The sequence below is a fragment of the Pseudomonas sp. AD21 genome (genome assembly GCF_002878485.1).
Taxonomy (GTDB): domain Bacteria; phylum Pseudomonadota; class Gammaproteobacteria; order Pseudomonadales; family Pseudomonadaceae; genus Aquipseudomonas.
Window position 1 is genome coordinate 145,804 of record NZ_NQYG01000010.1, and the last position, 12,982, is coordinate 158,785.

The window sequence follows — 12,982 nt, forward strand, 5'->3', positions numbered from 1 at the left end:
TAAGGACTGCCTGTGACTGGCTTGTTTATTACCCTGGAAGGCCCGGAAGGCGCCGGCAAGAGCACCAACCGCGAGTACCTCGCCGAGCGTCTGCGCGCGCAAGGTATCGAAGTGGTGCTGACCCGCGAACCCGGCGGCACGCCGCTGGCCGAGCGCATTCGCGATGTGTTGCTGGCCCCGGCCGACGAAGTCATGAACCCCGACACCGAGTTGTTGCTGGTGTTCGCCGCCCGTGCCCAGCATCTGGCCGAGGTGATTCGCCCGGCACTGGCCCGTGGCGCGGTGGTGCTGTGCGATCGGTTTACCGACTCGACGTATGCCTATCAGGGCGGCGGTCGCGGTTTGTCGCTGGAGCGCATCGCTGCGCTGGAGACGTTCGTTCAGGGCGACCTGCGCCCGGACCTGACGCTGATTTTCGATCTGCCGGTGGAAATCGGTCTGGCCCGCGCCAGTGCTCGTGGACGGCTGGATCGTTTCGAGCTGGAAGGCCGGGCGTTCTTCGAGGCGGTGCGTAATGCGTTTCTGAAACGCGCTGAAGCCGATCCTGCGCGTTATGTGCGTATCGACGCCGGCCAGCCGTTGGCCAAAGTTCAACAATCGCTGGATACCTTGCTGCCGAATTTGCTGGAGCTGGCCCGTGGCTGAGGCCTATCCATGGCAAGACAGCCTCTGGCAGCAGTTGGCCGGACGTAGTCAGCACGCCCACGCGTATCTGCTGCACGGCCCGGCCGGGATTGGCAAGCGTGCGTTGGCCGAGCGGCTGATGGCCAGCCTGCTGTGTCAGCGCCCGACGCCCGAGGCCTGCGGCGAGTGCAAATCCTGCCTGTTGCTCAAGGCCGGCAGTCACCCGGACAACTACATCCTTGAGCCGGAAGAAGCCGACAAGGCGATCAAGGTCGATCAGGTCCGTGATCTGGTCAGTTTCGTGGTGCAGACCGCGCAGTTGGGCGGGCGCAAGGTGGTACTGATCGAGCCGGTGGAGTCGATGAACATCAACGCCGCCAACGCCTTGCTCAAGAGCCTCGAAGAGCCTTCGGGCAATACCGTGCTGTTGCTGGTCAGCCACCAGCCGAGCCGTTTGTTGCCGACGATCAAGAGCCGCTGCGTGCAGCAGGCATGCCCGTTGCCGAGTGAGACGGTGAGCCTGCAATGGCTGGCACAGGCGCTGCCGGAGTGCTCAGCAGAGGAGCGTATCGAGCTGCTGACGCTGGCGGCCGGTTCGCCACTGGCGGCGGTCAGCCTGCAGGCCCAGGGCGTGCGCGAACAGCGTGCGCAGGTGGTCGAAGGGGTGAAAAAGCTGCTCAAGCAACAGCAGTCGCCGACGCAACTGGCCGAGGAATGGAAAAACATCCCGATGCTGCGTTTGTTCGACTGGTTCTGCGACTGGTCGAGCCTGATCCTGCGTTATCAACTGACTCAGGATGAAAGCGGCCTCGGTCTGACGGACATGCGCAAAGTGGTGCAGTACCTGGCGCAGAAAAGCGCGCAGGGCAAAGTCCTCGATATTCAGGACTGGATTCTCGCTCAGCGGCAGAAAGTCCTGAGCAAAGCCAACCTCAATCCAGCCTTGCTGCTGGAAGCGTTGTTGGTGCAATGGGTGAGTTTGCCGGGCCAACGGTAATCGCCTCCCGAAACGACTGTGTGCGCCTAGACTCTGAACATCAGCAGTGGAGGTCAACATGAATGAACCCATGAGCCCGGGGCCGCGCAACGGCATCCTGTCCCTGACCATCAAGGACAAGTCGGTGCTGTACGCTGCCTATATGCCGTTCATCAAGAACGGTGGCCTGTTCATCCCGACCAACAAAAGCTACAAGTTGGGCGATGAGGTGTTCATGCTGCTCAATCTGATGGACGAGGCGGAGAAGATTCCGGTGGCCGGCAAGGTCGCCTGGATCACCCCCAAGGGCGCGCAGGGCAATCGTGCCGCCGGAGTCGGCGTGCAATTCAATGAAGGCGACAACACCGCCCGCAGTCGCATCGAAACCCATCTGGCCGGAGCCCTGAAGTCCGACCGTCCCACTCATACGATGTAAGTTGCAGTCCTTTTATGCTCGTAGATTCCCATTGTCACCTTGATCGCCTCGACCTCGCCGCCCATGACGGCTCGCTGGATGCTGCACTCGATGCCGCCCGCCAGCGTGGGGTAGGGCACTTCCTGTGTATCGGCGTCAGCGCCGACAACGCCGCTGATGTCAAAGCCCTCGCCGAGCGCTATGCCGACGTCGATTGCTCGGTCGGCGTGCATCCGCTGGATGTGCAACCGGGCGCGGCGCCCGCGCTGGATTGGTTGCTGCACGAACTCAATCATCCGAAAGTGGTGGCGATCGGCGAAACCGGCCTGGATTACCACTACGAGCCGCAAGCCGCCCAATTGCAGCAGGAATCCTTCCGTCTGCACCTGCAAGCCGCCCAGCAGACCGGCAAACCGGTGATCATCCATACCCGTGGCGCCCGCGCCGATACCCTGGAACTGCTGCGCGAGGCTGCGCTGCCCCAGGCCGGTGTGCTGCATTGCTTCACCGAAGACTGGGACATGGCCAAGGTCGCGCTGGACATGGGCTATTACATCTCCCTGTCGGGCATCGTCACCTTCCGCAACGCCGACGCCTTGCGTGATGTGGCAAGCAAAGTACCGGCCGACCGGTTGCTGGTGGAGACCGATTCGCCCTACCTGGCGCCGATCCCTTATCGGGGCAAGCCGAACCTGCCGCAGTACGTGCGTGAAGTGGCGGAGTTCCTGGCGATGTTGCGCGGGGAAAGCTACGAGCGATTCGCCGAGCAGACCACAGAAAACTTCAAGCGGTTGTTCCCGCTGGCGAGTGTTAAATCTGCTTGAGTGCGAAATGGCCATCGCGAGCAGCCCAGCTCTCGCAGACAAGCCAAATCGCAGGCAAAAAAAACCCGGGTTCTGGGGGGTGAATCCGGGTTAAGACCATTAGGAGTAAAACAAAGGCACGCGGTCCCTTGGTACCTTTATCGGCACGGCACTTGGGGGAGATGCCGTCCGACAGTTCAAGTATTGATCAGTCTGGCGTTCAGTCCAGTTGAGCGGTCGGGGTTTTTAAACAAATTTGGAATACGTTCGCTTCAGTTGAGTTCTCATTGCACCCTTGGCGTTCGCAAAATGAACAAGAAACACAGATATGGTCGGATGATCCGTGCATTTTTGCGCAAGTTAGGCATAATACGCGGCTTCGAATTTTGACCCCTACAGACCTTTTCTTATGCACAAAGAACCTCGTAAGGTCCGTGAGTTTCGTCGCCGCGAGCAAGAAATTCTCGATACCGCGCTCAAGCTGTTCCTCGAACAAGGTGAAGACAGTGTCACCGTCGAGATGATTGCTGATGCCGTGGGTATCGGCAAAGGCACGATCTACAAGCACTTCAAATCCAAGGCCGAGATCTATCTGCGCCTGATGCTCGATTACGAGCGCGATTTGAATGAGCTGTTGCATTCGGCCGATGTCGACAAGGACAAGGAAGCGCTGTCCCGCGCCTACTTCGAATTCCGCATGCGCGACCCGCAGCGCTATCGCCTGTTCGACCGTCTCGAAGAGAAGGTCGTGAAAGGCAATCAGGTGCCGGAAATGGTCGAGGAGCTGCACAAGATCCGTGCCTCGAACTTCGAACGCCTGACCTTGCTCATCAAGGGCCGGATCAGCGAAGGCAAGCTCGAAGACGTGCCGCCGTACTTCCACTACTGCGCGTCCTGGGCGCTGGTGCACGGCGCGGTGGCGCTGTATCACTCGCCGTTCTGGAGCAACGTGCTGGAAGATCAGGAAGGTTTCTTCCAGTTCCTGATGGACATCGGCGTGCGCATGGGCAACAAGCGCAAGCGTGATCCGGAAACCCCGAGCAGCTGAATCATTCAGCGGCCTTATTGCGCCATGATTTCGCTACATGACGCAGTATCGCAGGAATATACTCAGGCATAGGGCTTGCTAAAACTTGATTTGTGAGTCAAGTTTTAGCGGCTCGAAATTCTATCGCCGGAGTGATCATGATCGTTGACCGTCAAGGCAGGCGTTTTCGCAATTTGCGCATCAGCCTGACTTCAGCCTGCAATTACGCCTGTACCTACTGCGTGCCCAACGGCAAGCGGCTGGTGGCTGCGCAGGATGAGCTGTCGGCCGAGGCCATGGCACGCGGCGTGGCCTATCTGATTGAAGCTGCCGGCATCGAGCGATTGCGGATTACCGGCGGTGAGCCGCTGGTCAGCCCCAAACTCGAATCTTTCATGAGCGCCGTCGGCAAGATGGGCCTGGAAGACATTAGTCTGACCACCAACGGTCAACTCCTGGCGAAAAAACTGCCGCTGCTGGTGGATGCCGGTCTGCGTCGGATCAACGTGTCGCTCGATACCCTCGACGCCGGTGCGTTCCGCAGCATCGCCCGTGGCGGCGATCTGGCGACCGTGCTCGATGGCATGGACCAGGCGAAAGCGGCGGGACTGAAGATCAAGGTCAACATGGTGCCGTTGCGCGGGCAGAACCTGGATCAGGTCATGCCGCTGCTCGATTACTGCCTGGAACGTGGCTACGAGTTGCGCTTCATCGAGTTGATGCGCATGGGCCATCTCGCCACCGACTCCAATGCCTTCCTGCAACAGTTCGTCAGCCTGCAGCAACTGCTCAGCCTGATCGGCGAGCGCTACGAGTACGCCCAGGCCGATGCGCCGGTGGACGCCACAGCCGTGCGCTATGCGATCCCGGGCGTCGGTCATTTCGGCGTGATCGCCAACGAAAGCGTGCCGTTCTGCCGTACGTGCTCACGCTTGCGACTGTCGTCGACCGGCTGGCTGCATGGCTGCCTGTCGTCGAGCAACCGCCACTATGTCGGCGATCTGCTCGACAAACCGCGCCATCAGGCATTACCGGCGTTGCAGCGCTTGCTGGTCAAGGCCTTGGGCGACAAGCAGGAAGTGGCGTTCTCTGGTGGCGCAACCATCATGAAAATCATCGGCGGCTGAACAATAGTCTTCGCGAGCAAGCCCGCTCCCACCCTGGAACGCATTCCAGAGTAGGAGCGGGCTTGCTCGCGAAGGCGTTTTGTAATTCAACGAAAATACTGAGCTGGCGCAAAAGCTGCATCCTACGGCCATTCGCCGGTTTTCCGTCACCGGCTTCTGGAGGATGAGGATGCGTAGCCTGGTTTTGCTGCTGGCCGTTTTGGCGCTTGGCGGCTGTATGACTGTCAGCGATATGGCCGAAGGCACTCGCTATCAGATGAGCGACGCGGGTCTGCTGGATCACAGTGACAGCCGCCGGGTGAACAACTTCCGCATTCAGCCGGATTCGTTCATCTACATCGCCCAGGGCGCGTTCGCACCGCCGGGTGGTTCCTACCCGCGCCCGAACGTGGTCGCCGAAGAAGCCTTCAAGGGCTTTGTCGAGTACTTCCCGATGGTCCGGCGCGCCCGGGCTCCGGAAGGCCTCGATCAAGCCATGGGCGAAGCCCGTGATGCCGGCGCTCACTACCTGCTGTACACCCGTTTCGCCAAGGCTGACGACCGTATCGGCAACTCCGATGAGTGGCTCGATCAGGAAGCCGTGGACCGTCTGGGCATCGACGGCGGCGTGATTCAGATCATGTTGATCGAGACCAGCACCCAGTATTTGATTGATACTGCACGGATCAAGAGTCGTGGCGGTTTACTGACGTTCCACGACAACAAGCCTGAAGACCTGATCGGCCCGCCGCTGGCGCAATACGCGCGCAGCCTGTTGGGAGTCGGCGACCAATAATTCAAAGGAGAACGCCATGAGTGGCCCGCAAAAAGCCAATGACCTGTTGGGACAGATCCCGAAAACCAAAGGCCTGCCGCCGGTGCACTTGTGGAACCCGGACTTTTGCGGTGACATCGACATGCGCATCGCCCGCGACGGCACCTGGTATTACCTGGGCACGCCGATCGGGCGCAAGCCGATGGTCAAGTTGTTCTCCACCATCATTCGCCGCGACGGCGATGATTATTTCCTGATTACTCCGGTCGAAAAGGTCGGGATCAAGGTCGACGACGCGCCGTTCGTGGCGATTGCCGTGGAAGTCGAAGGTGAGGGCGAGGCGCAGGTGCTGCGTTTCACCACCAATGTCGAAGAGACCGCCGAGGCCGGACCGCAACATCCGATCCGCGTCGAGATCGACCCGGCGACCCAGGAACCCGCGCCCTACGTGCATATACGCACTAACCTCGAAGCGCTGATTCACCGCAATGTGTTCTATCAACTGGTGGAGCTGGCGGTCAGCCGCGAAATCGACGGGCAGCGCTGGCTGGGTGTGTGGAGTGGCGGCGAGTTCTTCCGCATCGGCCTCGAACCCTGACACGCCCCCCTACAGGGGTTTGTGTTTGAGCAGAAAATCCTGATTGACTGTTAATCATATGATGATTAGCGTGAACACCCATCGCGAACCGCTTTGAGGTCTTCATGTCCAGCAGCTTTCATGCATCAACGGTCGATTGGCTGGGCGGCTGGATCGCCGCCGGCCAGGTCAAACCGGGGCAGGCGATCAAGGTCGAGGCGGATCTGGGCCAGCAACTCGGCGTCAGCCGTACCGTGATCCGCGAAGCGATCAAAACCCTCGTCGCCAAAGGCATGCTCGAAGTCGGGCCGAAAGTCGGCACCCGGGTGTTGCCGGTGCGGCGCTGGAACCTGTTCGATCCGCAAGTCGTCGGTTGGCTGTCACGCAACGGTCTGCCGGAAAACTTCGTCGATGACCTGCTCGACCTGCGGCGCACCATCGAACCGATGGCCGTGCGCTGGGCCTGTGAGCGCGCCAGCCTTGAACAGATCCAGGCCGTGCAACTGGCCTACAACGCGCTGGAGCGAGCTGTCGACAGCGGCATTGATTACAACCGTGCCGACCAGGCCTTCCACGAATGCATTCTGGCGGCCAGCCACAATCAGTTCATCGAACAAATGGTCCCGGCCCTCGGCGCTTTGCTCGCCGTATCGTTTGAAGTGTCCGCCGCCGACCCCGACGAATTGCGCCGCACCTTGCCGATCCACAAGGACATGGCCGACGCCATTGCCGCCCGGGATGCTGCGCGTGGCGTGTGGGCCTGCATGACCCTGATCGACAACGCCGACCTGGCAATCAAACGCTTCTACCCACAGGTGATGGCCGACAAGAAAGCCAGTTGAAAACACAAATCCCGCTGTAGGAGTGAGCCTGCTCGCAATGGCGTCGTACCAGAAAAAGCAACGTTGACTGAACCACCGCCATCGCGAGCAGGCTCACTCCTACAGTTAAAACAACAACATGAAGGATTCAACATGACGTGGACCGCCGTAACCCAACACCGCGCCAGACTCGGTGAAGGCCCATTCTGGGACGCCCCCACCCAGGCGCTGTACTGGGTCGATATCGCCGGCCGGCAGGCGCTGCGGCTGATCGGCAACAACGTGCAGATCTGGCAGATGCCCGAGCACGTTTCCGCGTTCATCCCCTGCGCCAGTGGCGATGCGCTGGTGACCCTGAGCAGCGGCGTGTACCGACTGGACCTTGACTCTCCGGGCCTTGAGCCACGTTTGACACTGTTCTGCATCGCCGACCCGCAACCGGGCAATCGGCCCAACGAAGCGCGCTGCGACCCTCAGGGCCGACTGTGGCTCGGCACCATGCAGAACAACATCGGCGACCACGGCGAAGCCCTGCCGGTCGTGCGCCGCTCCGGTGGCTTGTTCCGCATCGATCCAGACCAGCACGTCACGCCGTTGCTGCGTGGGCTGGGGATTCCCAACACGCTGCTGTGGAGCGACGACGGCACCACGCTGCTGTTCGGCGACAGTCTCGACGGGACGCTCAATCGCTATTTCATTCACACCGACGGCAATCTCGGCAACGCCGAGCTCTGGTACGGCGCAGACGGGCAGGGCGGCCCGGACGGTTCGGCGATGGACGCTGAAGGTTATGTGTGGAACGCCCGGTGGGACGGCAGCTGCCTGCTGCGCCTGACGCCCGAGGGGCAAATCGACCGCAAAATCGATCTGCCCGTCAGCCGGCCGACCAGCTGTGTGTTCGGCGGCGAAGACCTGAAAACCCTGTACATCACCAGCGCCCAGAGTCCGCACAGTCATGCACTGGATGGCGCGGTGCTGTCGCTGCGGGTCGATGTGCCGGGCAAACTCTGCACGCGGTTCGCGGGTTAAATCCCAGAATGTGGGATGCAAAATTATATATTGAGATTATTCGGCGGTCGGGTTTATAGTCGGCTCCAGCAGTAACACGCACTCACACTTAAAAAGAACAAAACAGGTGAAGTGATGCAGCGAATCTCTATCGAACTCCCCAGCGGAGTCAGCGTCTCGCAACGGCCCGGCGTCGCTCGCCGCGCCTGCCTGTTTTGTTTTCACAGTCTTCCAGACCGGACATCGTCAGATGCCCGGTTTTTTTGTGCTTACGAACAGGAGTCCTGATCCATGGCTGAACCTCTTTCCTTGCCTTCGGTGCCCGCGCCGCCGAAGGGCGAGCGTCTGAAAAACAAAGTGGTGCTGCTGACCGGTGCCGCCCAAGGCATCGGCGAGGCAATCGTCGCCACCTTCGCCTCGCAGCAGGCCAGATTGGTGATCAGCGATATTCAGGCGGAGAAAGTCGAGAAGGTCGCCGCCCACTGGCGCGAGCAGGGTGCCGACGTGCAGGCGATCAAAGCCGACGTCTCGCGCCAGCAAGACCTGCACGCCATGGCCAAACTGGCGATCGAGCTGCACGGGCGCATCGACGTGCTGGTCAACTGCGCCGGGGTCAACGTGTTCCGTGATCCGCTGCAAATGACCGAAGAAGACTGGCATCGTTGCTTCGCCATCGACCTGGACGGCGCCTGGTATGGCTGCAAAGCCGTGCTGCCGCAGATGATCGAGCAAGGTGTCGGCAGCATCATCAACATCGCTTCGACCCATTCTACGCACATCATTCCTGGCTGCTTTCCTTATCCGGTGGCCAAGCACGGCCTGCTCGGTCTGACCCGAGCGCTGGGCATCGAATACGCGCCGAAGGGCGTTCGGGTCAACGCCATCGCTCCCGGCTACATCGAGACGCAACTGAACGTCGACTACTGGAACGGCTTTGCCGACCCGCACGCCGAGCGTCAGCGCGCGTTCGATCTGCACCCGCCGAAACGCATCGGCCAGCCGATCGAAGTGGCGATGACCGCAGTGTTTCTGGCCAGTGATGAAGCGCCGTTCATCAACGCTTCGTGCATCACCATCGATGGTGGCCGCTCGGTGATGTACCACGACTGAGCGGATCGGCTTTGCGGCGGATGAATCCGCCTGAAATCCAATCATCATACGATATGACTATTTTTGCTCCAGATCGCAGGAACACGCTTTAACGCTTTTCAAATAACGCTCAAGAAAAATAACAAGGAGTCAGCTTATGAAACGTCGTTTCGGGATTCGTACCCTGTGCAGTGCCGCGCTGGCGGTCACCGCGTTCAGTCTGAGCAGCTCGCTGCTGGCTGCCGACACCGTGAAAATCGGCTTTCTGGTCAAACAGGCTGAAGAGCCGTGGTTCCAGACCGAGTGGGCCTTCGCTGAAAAAGCCGCCAAGGACAAAGGCTTCGAACTGATCAAGATCGCCGTGCCGGACGGCGAGAAAACCCTCTCGGCCATCGACAGCCTCGCCGCCAACGGCGCCAAGGGCTTCGTGATCTGCCCGCCGGACGTGTCGCTCGGCCCGGCGATCATGGCCAAAGCCAAACTCAATGATCTCAAGGTGATCGCCGTGGACGACCGTTTCGTCGACGCCAACGGCAAGTTCATGGAAGACGTGCCATACCTCGGCATGGCCGCGTTCGAGGTCGGCCAGAAGCAGGGCAACGCGATGGTCGCCGAAGCGAAGAAACGCAACTGGGACTGGAAAGACACCTACGCGGTGGTCAATACCTACAACGAACTCGACACCGGCAAGAAACGCACCGACGGCTCGGTCAAATCCCTGGAAGACGCCGGCCTGCCGAAGGATCACATCCTGTTCGCGGCACTCAAGACCCTCGACGTGCCGGGCAGCATGGACGCCACCAACTCGGCGCTGGTCAAGCTGCCCAGTGCGGCGAAGAACCTGATCATCGGCGGCATGAACGACAACACCGTGCTCGGCGGCGTGCGCGCCACTGAAGCCGCCGGGTTCGCCGCGGCCAATGTGATCGGTATCGGCATCAACGGCACCGACGCCATCGGCGAACTGAAAAAGCCCAACAGCGGTTTCTTCGGTTCGATGCTGCCGAGCCCGCACATCGAAGGCTACAAGACGGCCGAGATGATGTACGAGTGGGTCACCACCGGCAAAGAGCCGCCGAAGTACACGGCGATGGACGACGTCACCCTGATCACCCGAGAGAACTTCAAGCAAGAGCTGGAAAAAATCGGCCTGTGGAATTGATGGCTGCTCGATCGGTGTGAAGAGGTGACTCAGATGCACGCGCAAGTACAGACACATGCAAGCAGCGCCGGCGGCAGCCTGCGCTTCAACGGGATCGGCAAGACCTTTCCCGGGGTGAAGGCGCTGGACGCCATCAGCTTCGTCGCCCATCCGGGGCAGGTCCACGCCCTGATGGGCGAGAACGGCGCCGGCAAGTCGACCCTGCTGAAAATCCTTGGCGGGGCCTACATCCCCAGCAGCGGCGAGTTGCAGATCGGCGAGCAGACCATGGCCTTCAAGTCGACGGCCGACAGCATCGGCAGCGGCGTCGCGGTGATTCACCAGGAGCTGCATCTGGTGCCGGAAATGAGCGTGGCCGAGAACCTGTTTCTCGGCCACCTGCCGGCCAGTTTCGGCCTGATCAATCGCAGCGCCCTGCGTCAGAACGCTCTGGCCTGCCTCAAGGGCCTGGCCGATGAAATCGATCCGCAAACCAAGGTCGGGCGCCTGTCGCTCGGCCAGCGGCAACTGGTGGAAATCGCCAAGGCGCTGTCCCGTGGCGCGCATGTGATCGCCTTCGATGAGCCGACCAGCAGCCTCTCGGCCCGCGAGATCGACCGTTTGATGGCGATCATCAGCCGCTTGCGCGATGAGGGCAAAGTGGTGCTCTACGTCTCGCATCGCATGGAAGAAGTGTTCCGCATCTGCGACGCGGTGACGGTGTTCAAGGATGGCCGTTACGTGCGCACCTTCGACGACATGAGCCAGTTGACCCACGATCAACTGGTGACCTGCATGGTCGGGCGCGACATTCAGGACATCTACGATTACCGCAGTCGTCCACGCGGCGCGGTAGCGCTGAAGGTCGACGGTTTGCTCGGCCCGGGACTGCGGGAGCCGGTGAGTTTCGAAGCGCACAAGGGCGAGATTCTCGGGCTGTTCGGCCTGGTCGGGGCTGGGCGCACGGAATTGTTCCGGCTGCTCAGCGGGCTCGAACGCAACACCGCCGGACGCCTGGAATTACGCGGCCATGAACTGAAGCTGCGTTCGCCGCGCGACGCGATTGCCGCCGGGATCCTGCTGTGCCCCGAGGACCGCAAGAAGGAGGGGATCATCCCGCTGGCCAGCGTCGCCGAGAACATCAACATCAGCGCGCGCGGTGCCAATGCCAGCCTCGGCTGCCTGCTGCGCGGGCTGTGGGAGAAGGGCAACGCCGACAAGCAGATCAAGGCGCTGAAAGTCAAAACCCCGCACGCCGGCCAGCAGATCAAATTCCTTTCCGGCGGCAACCAGCAGAAGGCCATTCTCGGCCGCTGGCTGTCGATGCCGATGAAGGTCTTGCTGCTCGACGAACCCACCCGTGGCATCGACATCGGCGCCAAGGCCGAGATCTACCAGATCATCCATAACCTGGCTGCCGACGGCATCTCGGTGATTGTGGTGTCCAGCGACCTCATGGAGGTGATGGGCATTTCCGACCGCATTCTGGTGCTCTGCGAAGGCGCGCTGCGCGGCGAAGTCAGCCGCGATCAAGCCAATGAATCCAACCTGCTGCAACTGGCTTTGCCGCGCCATCGCGCTGACGGCGTGGCGAACTGAGAGGTGAACATGATGACCATCCAAAACAAGGCGCTGCCGACTCCCCGCAAACCGCTGGACCTGCGGCGCTTCCTCGACGACTGGGTCATGCTGCTGGCAGCGATCGGCATCTTCGTCGCCTGCACCTTGCTGATCGACAACTTCCTTTCGCCACTGAACATGCGCGGGCTGGGCCTGGCGATTTCCACCACCGGCATCGCCGCGTGCACCATGCTGTACTGCCTGGCGTCGGGGCATTTCGACTTGTCGGTGGGCTCGGTGATCGCCTGCGCCGGGGTGGTCGCGGCGGTGGTAATGCGCGACACCAACAGCGTGTTCCTCGGCGTCAGCGCGGCGTTGGTGATGGGCCTGATTGTCGGGCTGATCAACGGCATCGTGATTGCCAAGCTGCGGGTCAATGCGCTGATCACCACGTTGGCGACGATGCAGATCGTCCGTGGTCTGGCCTATATCTTTGCCAACGGCAAAGCGGTGGGCGTGTCACAGGAATCGTTCTTCGTCTTCGGCAACGGTCAGTTGTTCGGTGTGCCGGTGCCGATCCTGATCACCATCGTCTGCTTCCTGTTTTTCGGCTGGCTGCTGAACTACACCACCTACGGGCGCAATACCATGGCCATCGGCGGCAACCAGGAAGCAGCGCTGCTCGCCGGGGTCAACGTTGACCGGACCAAGATCATCATCTTCGCTGTGCACGGCGTGATCGGTGCGCTGGCCGGGGTGATCCTTGCCTCGCGCATGACCTCCGGGCAGCCGATGATCGGCCAGGGTTTCGAGTTGACCGTGATCTCGGCGTGTGTGCTGGGCGGGGTGTCGCTGAGTGGCGGGATCGGCATGATACGGCACGTGATTGCCGGGGTGCTGATTCTGGCGATCATCGAGAATGCGATGAACCTGAAGAACATCGACACGTTTTACCAGTATGTGATTCGCGGTTCGATTCTGCTGTTGGCGGTGGTCATCGACCGCCTCAAACAACGTTGAGTCAAAAGCTACCCTCACCCCAGCCCTCTCCCGGAGGGAG

14 protein-coding genes are annotated in these 12,982 nt (G+C 60.9%); all 14 read left to right on the forward strand.

What is annotated here, in order from left to right; genetic code table 11:
* The first annotated feature begins 12 nt into the window (after nt 1-12).
* The 14 genes from tmk (at nt 13) to araH (ending at nt 12,942) form a co-directional block, all read left to right on the forward strand.
* Nucleotides 13-645, forward strand: a complete 633-nt coding sequence (gene tmk / locus PseAD21_RS09180) for a dTMP kinase (protein ID WP_102355409.1) — start codon at nt 13-15, stop codon at nt 643-645.
* Nucleotides 638-1,621, forward strand: a complete 984-nt coding sequence (locus tag PseAD21_RS09185; protein WP_102355410.1) for a DNA polymerase III subunit delta' — start codon at nt 638-640, stop codon at nt 1,619-1,621. The genes tmk and PseAD21_RS09185 overlap by 8 nt, the downstream gene beginning before the upstream one ends.
* Before the next feature lie 58 nt (nt 1,622-1,679).
* Nucleotides 1,680-2,036, forward strand: coding sequence for a PilZ domain-containing protein (locus PseAD21_RS09190; protein WP_025113020.1), 357 nt, complete (start codon nt 1,680-1,682; stop codon nt 2,034-2,036).
* 14 nt (nt 2,037-2,050) lie between these two features.
* Nucleotides 2,051-2,839: a TatD family hydrolase gene (locus PseAD21_RS09195; protein WP_102355411.1), complete on the forward strand. Its 789-nt coding sequence runs from the start codon at nt 2,051-2,053 to the stop codon at nt 2,837-2,839.
* A 388-nt stretch (nt 2,840-3,227) separates the two neighbouring features.
* The gene (locus PseAD21_RS09200) at nt 3,228-3,866 is read left to right on the forward strand and encodes a TetR/AcrR family transcriptional regulator (RefSeq protein WP_007950805.1); all 639 of its coding nucleotides are present in this window, start codon (nt 3,228-3,230) and stop codon (nt 3,864-3,866) included.
* A 137-nt stretch (nt 3,867-4,003) separates the two neighbouring features.
* Complete coding sequence (locus PseAD21_RS09205; protein ID WP_025113022.1) at nt 4,004-4,972, forward strand: GTP 3',8-cyclase MoaA; 969 nt, start codon at nt 4,004-4,006, stop codon at nt 4,970-4,972.
* 169 nt (nt 4,973-5,141) lie between these two features.
* Nucleotides 5,142-5,747, forward strand: a complete 606-nt coding sequence (locus PseAD21_RS09210; protein WP_007967613.1) for a DUF4823 domain-containing protein — start codon at nt 5,142-5,144, stop codon at nt 5,745-5,747.
* 16 nt (nt 5,748-5,763) lie between these two features.
* A complete protein-coding gene (locus PseAD21_RS09215) occupies nt 5,764-6,324 on the forward strand; it encodes a DUF1285 domain-containing protein (protein ID WP_102355412.1) in 561 nt (186 codons plus the stop codon).
* 104 nt (nt 6,325-6,428) lie between these two features.
* On the forward strand, nt 6,429-7,145 hold the full coding sequence (locus tag PseAD21_RS09220) for a FadR/GntR family transcriptional regulator (protein ID WP_102355413.1): 717 nt from the start codon (nt 6,429-6,431) through the stop codon (nt 7,143-7,145).
* A gap of 132 nt (nt 7,146-7,277) precedes the next feature.
* Nucleotides 7,278-8,153, forward strand: coding sequence for an SMP-30/gluconolactonase/LRE family protein (locus PseAD21_RS09225; RefSeq protein WP_102355414.1), 876 nt, complete (start codon nt 7,278-7,280; stop codon nt 8,151-8,153).
* A 270-nt stretch (nt 8,154-8,423) separates the two neighbouring features.
* Entirely contained in the window at nt 8,424-9,242 is an 819-nt protein-coding gene (locus PseAD21_RS09230; protein ID WP_102355415.1) for an SDR family oxidoreductase, read from the forward strand.
* A gap of 136 nt (nt 9,243-9,378) precedes the next feature.
* Complete coding sequence (locus PseAD21_RS09235) at nt 9,379-10,383, forward strand: substrate-binding domain-containing protein (protein WP_025113028.1); 1,005 nt, start codon at nt 9,379-9,381, stop codon at nt 10,381-10,383.
* A gap of 33 nt (nt 10,384-10,416) precedes the next feature.
* Complete coding sequence (gene araG, locus PseAD21_RS09240; protein ID WP_102355416.1) at nt 10,417-11,961, forward strand: L-arabinose ABC transporter ATP-binding protein AraG; 1,545 nt, start codon at nt 10,417-10,419, stop codon at nt 11,959-11,961.
* A gap of 12 nt (nt 11,962-11,973) precedes the next feature.
* On the forward strand, nt 11,974-12,942 hold the full coding sequence (gene araH / locus PseAD21_RS09245; RefSeq protein ID WP_027612371.1) for an L-arabinose ABC transporter permease AraH: 969 nt from the start codon (nt 11,974-11,976) through the stop codon (nt 12,940-12,942).
* Nucleotides 12,943-12,982: the final 40 nt, after the last annotated feature.